The organism is Exiguobacterium oxidotolerans JCM 12280, from assembly GCF_000702625.1.
In the GTDB taxonomy this organism is placed as follows: Bacteria; Bacillota; Bacilli; order Exiguobacteriales; family Exiguobacteriaceae; genus Exiguobacterium_A; species Exiguobacterium_A oxidotolerans.
The window spans coordinates 225,235-242,401 of sequence record NZ_JNIS01000001.1 but is presented as its reverse complement, the minus strand read 5'-3'; the positions used below and the strand labels follow the sequence as shown (position 1 = coordinate 242,401).

12 protein-coding genes are annotated in these 17,167 nt (G+C 46.3%); 10 read left to right on the top strand and 2 right to left on the bottom strand.

The genetic code is table 11. The features are described from left to right. Nucleotides 1–53: 53 nt before the first annotated feature. Nucleotides 54–731, bottom strand: a complete 678-nt coding sequence (locus P403_RS0101330) for an amino acid ABC transporter permease (RefSeq protein ID WP_029330487.1) — start codon at nt 729–731, stop codon at nt 54–56. Continuing rightward, the gene (locus P403_RS0101325) at nt 728–1,570 is read right to left on the bottom strand and encodes a transporter substrate-binding domain-containing protein (protein WP_029330485.1); all 843 of its coding nucleotides are present in this window, start codon (nt 1,568–1,570) and stop codon (nt 728–730) included. The genes P403_RS0101330 and P403_RS0101325 overlap by 4 nt, the downstream gene beginning before the upstream one ends. A 293-nt stretch (nt 1,571–1,863) precedes the next feature. Here P403_RS0101325 and gltB point away from each other — a divergent pair, with 293 nt between their 5' ends. The 10 genes from gltB (at nt 1,864) to adh (ending at nt 17,152) form a co-directional block, all read left to right on the top strand. After that, nucleotides 1,864–6,339: a glutamate synthase large subunit gene (gltB, locus tag P403_RS0101320; RefSeq protein ID WP_029330483.1), complete on the top strand. Its 4,476-nt coding sequence runs from the start codon at nt 1,864–1,866 to the stop codon at nt 6,337–6,339. Then, nucleotides 6,339–7,805, top strand: a complete 1,467-nt coding sequence (locus tag P403_RS0101315; RefSeq protein ID WP_029330482.1) for a glutamate synthase subunit beta — start codon at nt 6,339–6,341, stop codon at nt 7,803–7,805. The genes gltB and P403_RS0101315 overlap by 1 nt, the downstream gene beginning before the upstream one ends. Before the next feature lie 180 nt (nt 7,806–7,985). Continuing rightward, entirely contained in the window at nt 7,986–8,279 is a 294-nt protein-coding gene (locus P403_RS0101310) for a PTS sugar transporter subunit IIB (RefSeq protein ID WP_029330480.1), read from the top strand. Continuing rightward, nucleotides 8,272–10,290, top strand: coding sequence for a BglG family transcription antiterminator (locus tag P403_RS0101305; protein WP_029330478.1), 2,019 nt, complete (start codon nt 8,272–8,274; stop codon nt 10,288–10,290). The genes P403_RS0101310 and P403_RS0101305 overlap by 8 nt, the downstream gene beginning before the upstream one ends. Before the next feature lie 211 nt (nt 10,291–10,501). After that, entirely contained in the window at nt 10,502–11,935 is a 1,434-nt protein-coding gene (locus P403_RS0101300) for a PTS mannitol transporter subunit IIBC (RefSeq protein WP_029330476.1), read from the top strand. A gap of 20 nt (nt 11,936–11,955) precedes the next feature. Then, nucleotides 11,956–12,393 (top strand): PTS mannitol transporter subunit IIA, encoded by a 438-nt coding sequence (locus tag P403_RS0101295; protein ID WP_152638909.1) that lies wholly within the window; start codon nt 11,956–11,958, stop codon nt 12,391–12,393. Nucleotides 12,394–12,395: 2 nt separating this feature from the next. Next, the gene (locus tag P403_RS0101290; RefSeq protein WP_029330474.1) at nt 12,396–13,541 is read left to right on the top strand and encodes a mannitol-1-phosphate 5-dehydrogenase; all 1,146 of its coding nucleotides are present in this window, start codon (nt 12,396–12,398) and stop codon (nt 13,539–13,541) included. 211 nt (nt 13,542–13,752) lie between these two features. Continuing rightward, complete coding sequence (locus tag P403_RS0101285; RefSeq protein ID WP_029330473.1) at nt 13,753–14,550, top strand: hypothetical protein; 798 nt, start codon at nt 13,753–13,755, stop codon at nt 14,548–14,550. Nucleotides 14,551–14,905: 355 nt separating this feature from the next. Then, nucleotides 14,906–15,430, top strand: a complete 525-nt coding sequence (locus tag P403_RS0101280) for a TraR/DksA C4-type zinc finger protein (protein ID WP_029330472.1) — start codon at nt 14,906–14,908, stop codon at nt 15,428–15,430. Nucleotides 15,431–15,631: 201 nt separating this feature from the next. Continuing rightward, nucleotides 15,632–17,152, top strand: a complete 1,521-nt coding sequence (gene adh / locus P403_RS0101275; protein WP_029330467.1) for an aldehyde dehydrogenase — start codon at nt 15,632–15,634, stop codon at nt 17,150–17,152. Nucleotides 17,153–17,167 lie beyond the last annotated feature (15 nt).

The window sequence follows — 17,167 nt, the reverse complement described above, 5'->3', positions numbered from 1 at the left end:
TTTGCTTAACGAGACAGCTTTCCTCATTAAGCAAACGGTGTTTTTTTTGTCGGTTAGAGATAACGAGCAAAATGACGCTCTAAGACTTCTTGTACAGCTGCAATCAAGGCGCAAATTCCCCAGTAGATGAAGGCGATTACGAAATAGACCGTCATGTAATCGAATTCGCGGCCACCGACGATTTTTGCACGCTGAAAGATTTCTGGGACGGTAATCATCGCAGCTAAAGAAGACGCTTTGACTAAATCGAGTAACACGTTCGATAAAGGCGGGATCGCCAAACGAATCGCTTGCGGAAGAATGATTCCGACTAGGACACGATAAGGAGAGAGGCCGAGGGACTGGGCAGCCTCTCTTTGTCCTTTGTCGACAGATAAAATGGCGGAGCGAATGATTTCTGCCATGTACGCAGCACTGTTGAGACTGAAGCCCGTTATCGCTGCTGTTAGCGCATCGAGTTCGACATTGATCACAGGTAACCCGAAGTAAAGCATGAAAAGAATCACGAGGATCGGTACACCGCGCATGAATGAGATATAGAGCGTCGCAGTCAGGCGTAAAAAACGAGACGTTGATAAACGAGCAAGTGCAAGCAACAAGCCGAATATCAGACCTAATCCCATGCTTGCGAATGCAATCCATAACGTATGTCCAAGTCCTCCTAAGATATAGGGGAACGCATCAACCGCTAGCTCAGGATTAAACACGGAACGCCAGTCGATATTGCTCAATTCACATCCACGATTGTCGTCTTGACGTCAGGCATTTTTGAAACGTCTTTGTTGGCGTAATATTGTTTTGATAATTTTGCGAGCGTACCGTCTTTTTTCATCGCCTCGATTTGAGCGTTAATGTTTGATTGGAGCTCTTTATTATCAAGATCCATGATAAGACCGACTTGACTCGGGTTATAGGCGATGTCCGGGTGGATCGTGATGTCGAAGTCTTTGAAGAAATCGACGGCAAGGCTTTGAAGATAATAGTCGTTCAAGATGACATCCGTTCGACCATTCGAGACGTCGCGGAGGTATTGATCGTTCGTTGCATTATCATATGTGACTTCTTTTGCACCATATTTTTTAGCGATTTGCATGTAAGTCGTCGTTGCCTCACCGGCTGCTTTTTTACCTTTTAAATCTTCAAGAGATTGTATGTCAGATAAATCACTTTTACGAACGATGGCCGTTCCGTACGTATACTTGTAAGGTTTTGAAAATGCGAATTTTGCTTTCCGTTCTTCTGTGATCGTAATATCGTTTGCGGCGAGATCGACTTGTCCAGTATTGACGCTCGTCAACATACCATCAAATGACATCTCTTTGAAGTTGACTTTTAGATCGAGACGTTTTGCGACTTCTTTAACGACTTCGACGTCAAAGCCAGTCAACTTGTTGCTCTCTTCATCATGAAACGACGTTGGGTAAAGTGTTCCAGCAGTAGCTACTGTCAACGTGCCCTCCTTGACGATTTTTTCGTATGCTGTCGTCTTCTCTTCTTCCTGACCACAAGCGCTAAGGAACAGGGTAGTTCCTGCAATCAAGAGCCCTGTCCACTTTACTGAATTTTTCATTACGTACTTCCTCTCTCTAATCAAAATAATAGATTTCTCTTTATTAAAAATACCACGCTTGAAACACTCGTTGCAAAAAATAAAATTTAAACGGAAATAATTCTTCTGAAAAAATAATTAGAATGATTATTCATCTTAATGTAAGCGCTATCATCGTTTAATCTTAGGGAATCGTAAGTAATTTGAATATAATAGTTTCGTTTATACATAGTGGCGAATAATCATAAAAGAGTGTAAAGTATGTTTTAACTGAATATACAGAAAATTTAGAACGTGTTAAGGAGAGTGAAATTATGTCATTTCATCAACTGCCTGAACGGCAAGGTTTATATGATCCGAAGCAAGAACATGATGCGTGTGGAATCGGAGTCTATGCGCACCGAACCGGGAGACCGAGCCATGAAATCGTCGAAAATGCACTCGCGATGCTGTGTCAGATGGAGCATCGAGGCGGACAGGGGAGCGATGCGAAAACAGGGGATGGTGCCGGTGTCTTGACTCAAATTCCCGACCGTCTCTTTCGGGAGACATTTCGGAATGTGACCTTACCGAAAAAAGGAGATTATGGTGTCATGATGATGTTCCTGCCTCGGGAGGAACGGTCGAGACAGCGACTCGAACGCGCTGTAGAATCAATTATTTTATCAGAAGGACAACGGTTGATTGAATGGAGAACGGTACCGGTCTCGAATACGGTGATTGGTGAAAAGGCACGTCAAACGGAGCCGGTCATTCGCCAATGCTTCATTGAAGCGAAGGACATTGAAGGGTTGGCCTTCGAACGAACGTTATTCATGATTCGTCGTTCGTTTGAACGAGAAGCAAAACGTCTCGGAATTGAACAGTACGTGCTCAGTAGTTCGAGTGAGACAATCGTCTATAAAGGACTTGTCACGACCGAACAACTCGGCCAGTATTTTGATGATTTACGTGACGAACGGTACCAATCGGGGTTTGCGATTGTTCACTCGCGTTTTAGCACGAACACCTTCCCGAGTTGGAAACGAGCTCACCCGAACCGCTATTTGATTCATAACGGAGAAATCAATACGTTACAAGGCAATATTCAAGCAATGCGTGGACGCGAAAAAAGTCTAGCGAAAACGACGTATGGTCGTCGGGCGGATGATGTACTCCCAATCCTCGATGAATCAGGAAGTGACTCGTCGATGCTCGATAATGCGTTTGAATTTTTATACTTGTCTGGTTTGACGTTAGCGGAAACGGCTTTAATGTTAGTTCCAGAGCCATTCGAGCATGCGGAAGTACGACCGGCGAAACGTGCGTATTACGAGTATCACAGCAGTATGATGGAGCCATGGGATGGTCCGTCTGCCATCGTATTTACGAACGGGAAACAAATCGGCGCGACACTTGACCGAAATGGACTCAGACCTGCCCGCTATATCATGATGCGCGATGGTCACTTTATGTTGTCTTCAGAATCAGGTGTCCTGCCGATTCCTGAAAAAGAGATTTTGTATAAGAAACGTTTGATTCCTGGTGAGCTCCTCTTGCTTGATTTTGCTTCCGGTCAGCTGATTTCTGACGAAGAAGTGAAACGGGATCTTGCGATGCGTCATCCTTATGCGGAATGGTTATCAGAAGAACAGATTCAATTGCCGACGTTAATGCACTCAGAAACGATTGAGGAATTAGGTACGACGCAACGCCTGTTTGGATACACGCGAGAAGATATCGAGCAATACTTGATTCCGCTCGTCGAGGAGAAAAAAGATCCACTTGGTGCGATGGGAACGGACATCCCGCTCGCTGTATTAAGTGAGCGACCACAATCGTTGTTCCGTTACTTCAAACAATTGTTTGCCCAAGTCACCAATCCGCCGATCGATGCGTTACGTGAACAAATCGTCACGTCAACGATGACCTGGCTCGGGCGTCAAGGTGAACTGTTGACGCCCAACCGGAAAAACTGTCGTCGGGTCCGCTTGGATTCACCGGTGCTAGTTCCGGCTGAGGCGCATGCGCTCAGTCAAACAAAATTGAAACAAAAAACGTTATCAACATTATTTACGAATCAAATGGAAGATACACTTGAAACGCTCCTCGAAGAAGCGGTTCATGCCGTTGAATCGGGTTGTGAGTTGTTGATTCTTTCTGACCGGAACATTCGACCTGGGGCCATACCGATGCCAATCCTGCTCGTGACGAGTGCCGTCCATCACCATTTAATCCGTAAGGGGCTTCGGACGAACGTCAGTTTAATCATCGAAGGGGGAGAAGTGCGGGAGGTGCATCACTTCGCGGCACTGCTCGGCTATGGGGCTGACGCAATCTACCCGTACCTCGTATATGCGACACTCGATGAAGCGATTGGTGAAAAACACGCGGACAACGCCGTTCGTTATCGTGACGCCGTGACGGAGGGGGTCGTCAAAGTCATGTCGAAGATGGGGATTTCGACCGTCTTCAGTTATCGGGGGGCCCAGATTTTCGAAGCCGTCGGGATTTCGACGGACGTCATCAATCGCTACTTTACGGGAACAGTCTCTCAGCTTAGTGGTCTGTCGCTCGCTTTGATTGAAAAAGAAGCGAACCGTCAACATGAGGAAGGGACGAAACGAACCTACTTGGAATCAGGTAGTGTCTTTCGCTACCGTAATGGCGGAGAGCACCATGCGTTCAATCCGGCGACGATCCATTTGTTACAACATGCTTGCCGTACTGGGGACTATCAGTTATTTAAACGGTACTCAAATCAAATTGCAGAAGAACCCGCCACCTTCCTGCGTCATTTGTTGACGTTCAAGGAAACGACACCGATTCCGCTCGAGGAAGTCGAGCCCGCGAGTGAAATCGTCAAATTCTTTAAGACCGGTGCGATGTCGTACGGTTCATTATCGAAGGAAGCTCATGAAACACTAGCGATTGCGATGAACCGTCTAGGTGGTAAGAGCAACAGTGGTGAAGGTGGCGAAGAAGAGGAACGGTATCAACTCGACGAAAATGGCGACTCACGGATGAGTCGGATTAAACAGATTGCATCAGGTCGGTTCGGCGTGACGAGTCATTACTTGACCCATGCGGACGAACTCCAGATTAAAGTCGCACAAGGCGCGAAGCCAGGCGAAGGGGGACAACTCCCAGGCGAAAAAGTGTATCCATGGATCGCACGGGTCCGTGCTTCGACACCGGGTGTCGGTCTGATTTCACCACCACCACATCATGACATTTATTCAATCGAAGACTTAGCTCAATTGATTCACGATCTAAAGCGAGCGAATGACGAGGCGCGGATCAGTGTCAAGCTTGTCGCCAAAGGAGGCGTCGGAACGATTGCTGCCGGTGTCGCCAAAGGACTTGCCGATGTCATCGTCATCAGTGGGCATGACGGAGGAACGGGGGCCTCACCGAAGACGAGTATCCAACATACGGGCTTACCGTGGGAACTGGGGCTCGCTGAGACGCATCAAACGCTAGCCTTGAATGGTCTGCGAGAACGGGTCAGCTTAGAAACGGACGGTAAGTTACTAACAGGACGCGATGTCGTCATCGCAGCGATGCTCGGGGCGAACGAATATGGATTTGCGACAGCACCATTGATTGCCGTCGGGTGCATCATGATGCGTGCCTGTCATTTAGATACGTGCCCGGTCGGTGTCGCGACACAGGATCCGAAGTTGCGTGAAAAATTCACCGGATCTGCCGATCACGTCGTCCATTTCATGACGTTCGTTGCGGAAGAAGTTCGTGAATATTTAGCTCAACTCGGCGTCCGTAGTCTAGCGGAACTCGTCGGACGGACGGATCTTTTAGTGACATCGGATCGTTTGACGAATCACTGGAAAGCAGCCAGTCTCGACTTTTCTCGACTACTTGTTCAACCAACCTATGATTCGACATCGACACAAGCACAAGATCACGCTGTCGCGAAGTCATTTGACCACCGTGAAATCGCTCCGTTGCTTGATCAGGATGCGTTTACGGAAAAACAAACATTTGCGCTTGCGATTACGAATACAGACCGGGCAATCGGTACGAATACGGGATCACGTCTGACACGGATGTTCGGAGAGATGGGCTTACCTTCCGATCGCCTAACATTGAACCTGACGGGATCAGCCGGACAAAGCTTAGGGGCATACGTACCTCGCGGAATGACGTTGAACGTCGTCGGGGATGCTAATGATTACGTTGGAAAGGGATTATCTGGAGGAATTCTTTCGGTTCGTCCTGATATGAAGACGAGTTTTGTTTCGTCAGAGCAAGTCATCATCGGTAACGTCGCGCTTTATGGTGCGACGAGTGGGGAACTGTACGTCAATGGACAGGCAGGCGAACGGTTCGCCGTCCGAAACAGTGGTGCGACGGCAGTCGTCGAAGGAATCGGGAATCATGGCTTGGAGTATATGACGGGCGGGAGTGTCGTCATTCTCGGTGACGTCGGAAAGAACTTTGCTGCCGGTATGTCAGGTGGTGTCGCCTACGTCTTACCGAAAGACATCGCGTTGTTCCGCTCGCGCGTCAATCTCGAGCTCGTCACGATGGGCGCAGTAACAGACACGGAAGAAGCGGCACGCTTAAAAACATTTATCGAACGTCATGTCGCACGGACGAACAGTGAACAAGGACATGCGATTCTTTCAAACTGGGATCATGTTTTGAGTTCGTTTATTCGTGTCATTCCGACGACCTATCAAGTCGTCACGACATTGATGGCCGATTATGCGAAAAAAGGACACAACACGGAAGAAGCGATGTTGTTAGCGTTTGAGACACACCTCGGACGCGGAACGGGAGGTCAATAATGAAAAGACGCGATAAATTCATGAGTGTTCCTCGCCAGTCCGGACGAGAGCGCGCCAGTACAGAACGGATTCAAGACTTTAATGAATATAAAGAAGCATTTTCTGAAAGTGAGGCGTCGGAACAAGCCAGCCGCTGTATGGATTGCGGAACCCCGTTTTGTCATGTCGGCGAGACCTATGGACATGTCAAAATCGGTTGTCCGGTCTACAATTTGATACCCGAGTGGAATCTCCTCGTCGAAGAGGGAGACTTTAAAGGAGCGCTCGAGCGCCTGCATCAAACGAACAACTTCCCGGAGTTCACGGGACGTGTTTGTCCCGCACCGTGCGAAGGTTCATGTACGTTATCGATTAATGAACCGGCCGTCGCGATCAAACAGATCGAGCGTACAATCATCGATATCGGCTTTGAAAAAGGATGGGTCGTTCCGCGGATGCCATTGAACCGGACGTCCCATCATGTGGCAGTCGTCGGTTCTGGTCCGGCAGGGCTAGCCGCGGCCGATCAATTGAACCAAGCAGGGCATCAAGTCACCGTTTTTGAACGGGAAGATCGTATCGGAGGTCTGTTGACGTACGGGATTCCGGCGATGAAGTTATCAAAAGATATCGTCGAGCGTCGTGTCGATCTGCTCAAAGCAGAAGGCATTCTCTTTAAGACCGGCGTAACGATCGGTCTTGATGTGACGCTGGACGAGCTTGAACAAGCGTTTGATGCCGTCATTCTTTGTGTCGGTGCAACGGAACCAAGAACGCTACCAAATCTCCCGACGAGCGGTGTCGGTTACGCGATGGACTATTTAACAAGCGTGACGCGCCATCTGTTGTCGAATCAATCCCTGCTTGAGCAACACGATACGCGAGGTAAAGATGTGCTCGTCATCGGTGGCGGAGACACGGGAGCGGACTGTGTCGCGACGGCACTCAGACAGGGTTGCCGTTCTGTCGTCCAGTTCGGGAAGCATGAAATGCCAGGTGAGGTCCGGGCGAACGACAACATGTGGCCGGATACACCGAACCTCTTTACACTTGACTACGGCTATGCAGAAGCATTCGATCAATTCGGACGTGATCCTCGCGAATATTTGATCGCGATCACACGTTACACGACAAGTGATTCCGGTCGCTTGACAGGGGTTTGGACGATTCATAATGAAAAAGTAAAGCAAGCAGACGGGACAGTTGAATTCCGAGCAATTGAAGGAACAGAAAAATACTATCCGGTCGACTTGATGCTGATTGCAATCGGCTTCAGCGGAGTCGAGCAGACGGTCTTGAATCAACTCATCGTTGAATCAGAGCGAGGGAAAATCAAGACGAAGGGATATGCAACAAATCGGAAGGGTGTCTTCGCTGCAGGGGACGCACGGCGCGGACAGTCCTTGATTGTCTGGGCGATTCGCGAAGGGCGAGAAGTGGCAGAAGCAGTCGAACAACATCTGTCACTGATGACTCGAACGGGATAAATGACTAAAAGTCAAACAGGGAAACATTCAAGTTTCCCTGTTTGACTTTTTTTGTTGATAATTTTTTTTCTGTCCATCACTTGGGACAATTATCAAAAAAGAACTGTCGAAAAAGTCTTGCGAAGTTAACACACACAAGAGGACATCGGCTAGGATAAAAGAAAAGGGGTGGATAATGACGTGAAACGTCTTGAAATCGGATTCGTCTGTGATTCTGGGCTAGTAGGAAGCGTTCTAGGAGCGAACGTGCTACGAAAGCGTCTGCGACAGGAGCAGTTGCAAGTCGATGTCCGGAGTTATCGTCTGAAGGATGTACCTACTGAAATACGTCTGATCGTCGGACCTGAGAAGATTGTCCGCCAAGTGACCGGGGTAACGGATTGTCGCGTATGTATCGTCAATCATCTGTTGTCTGAAGCGGCTTACGATGAAGTGATCACTGTATTAAGAAAAGAGTTGATTGAGGGTGGTTGAGTTTTCCACACGAGAACGTGAAGTCTTATTTTATTTGTTGACGAAAACAGAGCCTGTTCAAGTCCAAGAAATCGCAGAAACGCTTGGAACATCTGAACGGACCATTCAGCGCGAACGAGAACCGATTGCTCAAACAATTGCTTCTTTTCAGTTAGAACTGGATTATATTCGAGGAAGAGGATTAGTGCTCGTTGGGGATGAAAGTGATAAACGGAAGCTCCGAGAGGCATTGTTACTATCACATAAAGCATTACCTTCGACAGATGACCGGCAAGTTGAGCTCACTTATCGTCTTTTACAAGAACCTGGCATGATTAAATTACAGGCACTCGCACATGCGATGTATATCGCCCCGAGTACGATCAGTCAAGATTTAGAGCGGATTGATGAATGGTTTCAACAGTATGATTTAGAGCTGCAACGGAAGAAGGGGATTGGAGCCGAAGTCATCGGCGAAGAAATCAATAAGCGTCGTTTATTGCTTTCGCTTATTTTCACGCAATGGGATGTGTTGTCTTTTTACCGGTTGCTCCAAGGGGATCTTAATCAATTACCCGATCTTTTGCATCCAGCGCGTAATCAGTGGGTCGAAGCAATCAATCAATCCTATGCAGTGATTGCTCCCGTAATAAAGCAACAAGAACTGAGCGACCGGTTAATTATGCGAGCCACACTTAGTTTAGCGCTCCAAGCGATGCGGATGGAAATGTTTCCGATGCGCTATGAATTGAAATCGTATCCGGTCGAAGTACTTCAACGGGTCGATGTCATCGGACGACGACTACCCTATGTATTGACAGTTGCGGAGCGTCAATGGATTTCAGAAGAACTACGCAATTTTCAACAAGATCAACTAGACAGTTCGGAAGAATTGGTCATTCGATTACGCGTCAAGCGATTGATTGAGGAAGTCTCTCTTTTATATGGAGAGCAGTTTACAGAAGACAATGCTCTTGAGCGGGGACTTGTTTCCCATATCATGTCCTATACGCGAGAAAACGTCGTCAACCCATCTTATGTCATCAAGCAGATTGAAAGGGAGTATCCACGGCTGTTCGATTCGGTTAAACAAGTGGCGCAAACCGTCTTTTCGGATCAAGCGTTTGCCGATTATGATTTAGCATTTTGGGTGATGCATTTTGGAGCGGTTTTGAGTAGACCTGTCATAAAAGTTCCGTATCGCGTTCTGGTCGTATGTTCAGCAGGACTTGGTTCTTCCAAATTATTGATGAACCGGTTGCGTCAAGAATTTTTAGAACTTGATCAAATCGAAAACTCTTCCTTGTTCGGGATTGATCGTTTGAATTTGACTGATTACGACTTTGTATTATCGACGGTTCCGTTGCCGGATATCAGTCAACCACATTTGCTCGTCAACCCCTTACTTCCACAAGATGAAGTCGATCGCGTCAGAAAACTGCTTGTCTCGCTTCCGAAATCATTTAAACCACCTGCCCGGAAAGCGGTACAGGGGTGGTTAGATTTAAAACGATTAGAACAACTCGTGAAAACGGCACGTGAATTGACGGAACTTTTTTCAATTGAGTCGATTGCTTCACAGTCAGAAGGGCTAGAAGAGCTGCTTCTTGAAGTAAGTAATGTGATGGTTACGAAAGATATCGCGCATTCAGCGGTCCAGCTGTCGACACAATTGTTGCGGCGGCATGAAATGTCAGGTCTTGGAATTCCAGGGACACGGCTCGCGTTATTCCATGGACGTGACAGTTCAATCAAACAGGGTGCCTTTTTAATGTTTGAGCTGAATCAAGCTATCGATTTGCTCGGAATGGATCAAGTCATCCATCCGGTTGAGCGGATTTTAGTACTTGTCGCGCCCGAACAAGCACCGGATGAACTTCTTCAATTGCTGAGTTCAATCAGTGGTGCAATCATTGAAAGTGAAGAACGGACGACTGAGTTTGAATATGGCGATGAACAACAATTGGATGGTGTCCTCAATGAAACGTTCCGCAAAGTGATTGAACGGGAGTTGAACGTTTCGGAAGTTTGATGTGATGAATGAATCGAATAGACAATGAAAAATGGAATTCGTCATGAGACGAATTCCATTTTTCATTGTCTGCCGTGCTATCTTTTTTACTTGTCCAACTACCTTGCCAAAACGCGAACTAGGTAAGATTGAGTAAGCGTTTGCAATCAATATACAATAAACATGTAGCAAAGAACGGCTAATTGAATTTATTGAAATGGAGGCTATAGAGATGGCAACTGCAACTAAAGGAATCCGTGGATTACGGGTACAAGTACAACGATTCGGGAGTTTTTTAAGTGGGATGGTCATGCCGAACATCGGTGCATTCATCGCTTGGGGAATCATTACAGCACTATTCATTCCAACCGGTTGGGCTCCAAACGCAAGTTTAGCGGAGTTGGTGGGTCCGACAATCACGTATCTCTTACCGCTCTTAATTGGTTTTACTGGTGGTAAATTAATGCACGACGCACGAGGGGGTGTCGTCGGGGCGCTCGCGACGATGGGTGTCATCGTCGGGACGGAAATTCCGATGTTCCTTGGCGCAATGATCATGGGGCCTCTCGGTGGATTCGTCATCAAGAAATTTGATCATTTCATCGAAGGAAAAGTGAAACCAGGTTTAGAAATGCTCGTTAACAACTTCTCTGTCGGCATCATCGGTGGTTTGTTGATGATTGGAGGATTTGAAATTTTCGGTCCGATCATGACTGGGTTGGATGATGTTATGGCGGCAGCAGTTGGTGCAATCGTCAGTGCACAATTATTACCACTTGCGAGTCTCTTCATCGAACCCGCAAAAATCTTATTCTTAAATAACGCCATCAACCATGGGATTTTAAGTCCGCTTGGTCTTGATCAAGTCAGCGAAGCAGGGAAATCCGTTTTGTTCTTACTTGAAGCGAACCCGGGTCCAGGGCTTGGACTGTTACTCGCATACTCAGTCTTTGGTTCAGGAGCAGCGAAAAAAACTGCGCCAGGTGCTGCATTCATCCAGTTCATCGGTGGGATTCATGAAATTTACTTCCCATACGTACTAATGAAGCCAGTTCTTCTTCTCGGTATGATCGCGGGTGGAATGAGTGGAATCTTGACATTCGTCATATTTGATGTCGGTCTTGTCGCTCCGGCTTCACCAGGTAGTATCATCGCTGTTCTTGCGATGGCAGCACGTGGATCATATGTCGGCTTGATTGCGGGTGTTCTCATCTCTGCAACGGTGACGTTCGTAATTTCTGCTGTCCTACTCAAAACGAGCAAAGCGAAGGAAACGTCACTTGAAGAAGCAACGGCGAATGTCGGTGCAATGAAAGGTAAGAGTTCGATCACGTCATCACTTGTCGCAGCAGATTCTATAAAATCACTCGCTGAAGTCGAACACATCATCTTTGCATGTGATGCTGGTATGGGTTCGAGCGCGATGGGAGCCTCCGTTCTCCGGAACAAAATCAACAAGGCTGGCTTGCCGATTAAGGTGACGAACACGTCAATCAGTAACCTGCCAGCAGACGCAGAGTTCGTCATTACGCACCAAGATTTGACGGAACGTGCAGTCGAACAAGTTCCGGATGCAGAACATCGCTCGGTCGAAAACTTCTTGAATGCTGCCTATTACGATCAGCTCGTTCAAGAAATTGAAAAGGCACGTAATAAAATTTCTTAAAAATTAGAGGGGGATTTACAATGGCAACAGCAATGAAACTAACAGAAGATATGGTTTTACTCGATCAGCAATTCGATTCAGAAGAAGCGGCAATTCGTGCGGCGGGGAAACTCCTCGTCGATCACGGTTTTGTCCGCCCGGCCTATGTGGACTCGATGTTAGCACGAAACGAAATGTCGAGTGTATATATCGGAAATCATGTGGCGATTCCACACGGTACGGAAGAAGCAAAAAGTGAAGTCGAAAAATCAGGATTATCGATTCTTCAAGTCCCGGGCGGTGTAACGTTCGGTACTGAACCAGCAAAATTAATCATTGGGATTGCTGGCGTCGGTGATGAGCATTTGGAGATTTTGTCAAATATCGCAGTGATCTGCTCAGATGAAGACAATGTCGAGCAGTTGATTCAAGCGAAAACGAAGCAAGAAATCATCGAACTGTTATCGATGGAGGTGTAAAAATGAAAGCCGTTCATTTTGGAGCAGGTAATATTGGACGTGGCTTCATCGGATTACAACTTGTGAAATCAAATTACGAAGTTTGTTTTGTTGACGTCAACACGACCGTGGTAGACGAGCTAAAGTCTCGAGGCACATATGAAGTCGGCTATGCAGCTGAAGGAATGGCAAATGAGACCGTGACTGGTGTTACGGCACTCAATAGTATGACGGAAGCAAACGACGTCATCGCAGCGATTGCGGACGCAGAGATTGTCACGACGGCCGTCGGACCAGCACTGCTTTCGAAAATTGCACCCCTGATTGCTAAAGGGTTAGAAAAACGGACAAAAGATCAACCCGTTTATGTCGTCGCTTGTGAAAACATGATTGGTGGATCGACACACTTACAAACAGAAGTGGCGCGTCATACAACGTTAACTGAAGCTGTAAGCTATTTTCCGAATGCAGCGGTCGATCGTATCGTACCGCTTCAACGTCATGAAGATCCGTTGTACGTTGAAGTTGAACCATTTTTTGAATGGGTGATTGAAACGAAACAATTGCCGGCAGATTATCCAGTTTTAGAAGGCGTAACATATGTCGAGGAAATTACGCCATTCATCGAACGAAAACTGTTCACTGTCAACACAGGTCATGCGCTCACATCGTATCTAGGTGCATTATTCGAACATGAAACGATTGCCCAAAGCCTGCAAGATCATCGTGTGCGACGTGGGGTCCAGACGGCTCTTTACGAAACAGGATGGTTGTTACTAGAAAAATACGAATTTGACGCGAAAGAGCATAGTGCTTATATCCAAAAGAATATCCAACGGTTCGAAAATCCGCGGATTCATGACGAAATCGTTCGTGTTGCCCGTTCGCCAATCCGTAAAATCAGTCCGAATGATCGCCTTGTCAAACCAGCGCGAGAATTGATGGAGCGTGGTATTGAAGCGAACGGATTAGCACTCGGAATCGCAGCGGCCTTAACGTATTTTGACCCGAATGATTCGGAATCTGTTGAATTAAAAACATTTATCGAAACAAAGGGGATTGAAGAGGCTTTAGTGACGTATCTTGGCCTTCAGCCGAATGAGCGTCTCGGTCAATTAATCATCAGCCAATATAATCAAATCAATGATTCAATCAATTCGCTTGCTTAAGTGGCTAGGTAGGGGGAGAAAAATCGGGCGTGCATCCTCAGTGATGCACGCCCGATTTCTTTTTAACGATGTCTATTCTTAACACAAATGCACTAGAATTTGTATACGATATTTGGAATATTCGAAAACGAATATTATTTCTATCAAATAGATTGTACGCTATAGAAACGGAACCTGTCTGTTTCGATTTTTACTATAAGAAGGTGGAAACATGCTGAATTATAAAGTGAATGTCTATATGATCAATGGTTCTCGACCAAAGAATGGGAAATCGGGTAGTTTCAAAAACTTGATTTATACGAGTCAGTTTCTTTCCTACACACCTGTCGACTTATTGCATCAATTGATTTTAAATCGATTGATGATTGAACAAGATAAAAATACAGGATTGATGTATACACTTGAAGTCAATACCGTGATTGATCAATATGTCGTCGATGTCCGTGTTTATGCAGAAAAGACGGTTGATCCGCAAATCGAACGTGATTTGATTGAAATCATTGAACGTGAAGAAGTCAGACATATCCCATCCCTTGAAATCGGAAAACCAGACTTTGCAGAATTCGCGCATCTCGTTCTTCATGTTAAAGAGTCGAGTTTACGGTTTACACAAGACCGTGTACAAAGCATCTTCGACGAGTCTGGTGTTCGTGGAAGAATCATTCTTCAAAAGGAACGGATTGATAGCCATGAACCTTCGCATTCAATCCAATTGTTGATCGGTGGTTCGGAAAAAAGTTTATACAGTTTATCGCAGTACCAACTCGATCCGTTGTTTCGGAAATATGGTCTCGTGATTCAATCATTGAATTTATTGCCGTTTGACTTATTTTCGATTCGGGAAAAAGTAGCGATGTTATCTTCAGCAGACGAATCACGACTATGGATTGATGATATCACGACTTCTAAGAATGGCAGAAGCCATCAAATTTGTTTTCATGATGGGCAGGAATGCATGACCGTCATCTGTGATTATCGTGGGTCGATTCGTTCGTACAAATGTTCTTGAACTACCTCTACCTACGCTATGCTAAGAGGTGGAAGATTCCTGAGTTATCCAACCTATCGATCGAAACGTTATCAGGCTAACCCCGTCGTCCCGACGGTTGAGAGTTAATCTTGTCAGTTTCTTTTACGCGGATGCCTACTTTACTTGGTTTTCGCTACTTCGGTCATCCGCAAGGTGAACGTTGAAGATTTTACGTGACAGACGAACTCCCTGTCACAACCCTATCTCTTCAGTTTTCAAAAAACATGACATTGATTTTATTCCTGATTTTGATAAACGGCAACTGAACGTTTAAGATACCTCTGATTCGGCTAAAACATAATTAGAGCAGAATAGAGAATTGGAGATGATGAACATGTTGTCAGCGAAACAAATCGAGGAATTCAAAGAACGTCTACTTAAGGAAAAAGATAAAACCGAATCGAACATCGAGAACCGTGAAACAGATTACGACGAAGGCGCACTTTCAAGTTATGATAATCATCCTGGAGATTCAGGTGACGAATTATTCTTACGCGAACGGGATCAAGCGATCACGGATTTAGAGACAGACATGTTATCTGACGTCGATCTTGCCCTAAAAGCAATCGAAGAAGGCACGTACGGAATCTGTAAGGTATGTGGCAAAGAAATCGAGCTAGAGCGTCTTGATATCATTCCTGAAACACTCTTATGCATTGATGATGCGAAAGAAGAAGCTGAAAAAAATAGCTTGAATGAGCAACAACGTCCGGTCGAAGAGGATGTTCTCGATCCATCCGTTACAGCGACTGGAAAAGATATTGATGGAGATACGGATGGCTTTAGTAAAGTCAGTGACTTCGGAAACTCAGACTCTCCGTCAGATAACGAAGATGGCATCGACACGACGCGTTCATAAGAGGTTGATTAAGAGATGCAAGACAGGGTACGAGACCGTTTCCTGTCTTGTATTTTTTATTTGAAAAGTTAACGGAAAATTTTGACTTTTCATACTTATTTGTTAGGATGTACATGAGGGGTTTTTTTACAGGAGACCAAAATGAAAGCGCATACAAAAACTTCTCGGGTTGACCATTTTATTTGAGGGAGGAAAACAGTCATGATTTACGAGATTCCAAACACGCAAGGGTCAAAAGTACAGTACAGAGATCGTTATGAAAATTTCATCAACGGGAAATGGACGGCACCCGTCAATGGAGAATATTTTGATGACATCACACCGGTCACCGGGAAGGTATTATGCCAAGTCGCGCGTTCGTCAAAAGAAGATATCGAATTAGCACTCGATGCCGCACACGCAGCCAAAGAGGCGTGGGGAAAAACATCGGTCACGGAACGGTCGAACATCTTAAATAAAATCGCTAATCGGATGGAAGAAAATTTAGAACTTTTAGCCTACGCCGAGACGCTAGAAAACGGGAAAGCCGTCCGCGAGACGTTAAACGCAGATTTACCACTGGCGATTGATCATTTCCGTTATTTCGCCGGTGTCATCCGGGCGCAAGAAGGATCTGTCGGGGAACTTGATAACGATACCGTCGCCTATCATTTTCATGAGCCGCTCGGTGTCGTCGGTCAAATCATTCCGTGGAACTTCCCGATTCTGATGGCCGTCTGGAAACTAGCACCGGCATTAGCTGCCGGAAACTGTGTCGTCTTAAAACCGGCGGAACAGACACCTGCCAGTATTTTACTCTTGACTGAAATGATTGAAGACTTGCTCCCAGCAGGCGTCTTGAATATCGTCAACGGGTTTGGTTTAGAGGCAGGAAAACCACTTGCGTCGAGCAAACGGATTGCGAAAATCGCCTTCACGGGTGAAACGACGACAGGTCGCTTAATCATGCAGTATGCGTCACAAAACATTATTCCCGTTACACTTGAATTGGGTGGAAAGTCTCCGAACATCTTCTTTGAAGACATCATGGACGCCGATGACGCCTTTTTCGATAAAGCAATCGAAGGGTTACTAATGTTTGCCTTGAATCAAGGGGAAGTCTGTACCTGTCCATCGCGGGCGTTGATTCAGGAGTCGATTTATGAACCGTTCATGGAGCGAGTCCTTGAACGCGTCAAAGCAATCAAACTCGGCAATCCACTTGACGGCGACGTCATGATGGGGGCTCAGGCATCGAATGAACAAATGGAAAAAATTCTATCTTATCTAGAAATCGGTAAATCAGAAGGTGCAGAATGCCTGATTGGTGGAGAACGCAATCAGATGGACGGCGATCTAGCGGACGGTTTCTACATCCAGCCGACGATCTTTAAAGGGCACAACAAGATGCGGATTTTCCAAGAAGAAATTTTTGGGCCGGTTCTGTCCGTCACGACGTTTAAAACGGATGACGAAGCGCTTGAGATTGCGAATGATACGTTGTACGGTCTCGGTGCTGGTGTATGGACGCGCGACATGAACCGTGCCTATCGCTTCGGACGGGCGATTGAAGCAGGACGTGTCTGGACGAACTGTTACCACCAGTATCCGGCGCACGCGGCATTCGGCGGTTACAAGATGTCCGGGATTGGGCGAGAAAATCATAAAATGATGCTCAATCATTACCAGCGGACGAAAAACCTTCTCGTCAGCTATAGCCCGAACAAACTCGGTTTCTTCTAAGCGAAGAAAGGAAGT

Coding starts and splice junctions, on each gene's coding strand:
- P403_RS0101315 (WP_029330482.1), top strand. CDS start 6,339: ATGAAAAGACGCGATAAATTCATGAGTGTTCCTCGCCAGTCCGGACGA.
- P403_RS0101280 (WP_029330472.1), top strand. CDS start 14,906: ATGTTGTCAGCGAAACAAATCGAGGAATTCAAAGAACGTCTACTTAAG.
- P403_RS0101295 (WP_152638909.1), top strand. CDS start 11,956: ATGGCAACAGCAATGAAACTAACAGAAGATATGGTTTTACTCGATCAG.
- gltB (WP_029330483.1), top strand. CDS start 1,864: ATGTCATTTCATCAACTGCCTGAACGGCAAGGTTTATATGATCCGAAG.
- P403_RS0101325 (WP_029330485.1), bottom strand. CDS start 1,570: ATGAAAAATTCAGTAAAGTGGACAGGGCTCTTGATTGCAGGAACTACC.
- P403_RS0101290 (WP_029330474.1), top strand. CDS start 12,396: ATGAAAGCCGTTCATTTTGGAGCAGGTAATATTGGACGTGGCTTCATC.
- P403_RS0101300 (WP_029330476.1), top strand. CDS start 10,502: ATGGCAACTGCAACTAAAGGAATCCGTGGATTACGGGTACAAGTACAA.
- adh (WP_029330467.1), top strand. CDS start 15,632: ATGATTTACGAGATTCCAAACACGCAAGGGTCAAAAGTACAGTACAGA.
- P403_RS0101285 (WP_029330473.1), top strand. CDS start 13,753: ATGCTGAATTATAAAGTGAATGTCTATATGATCAATGGTTCTCGACCA.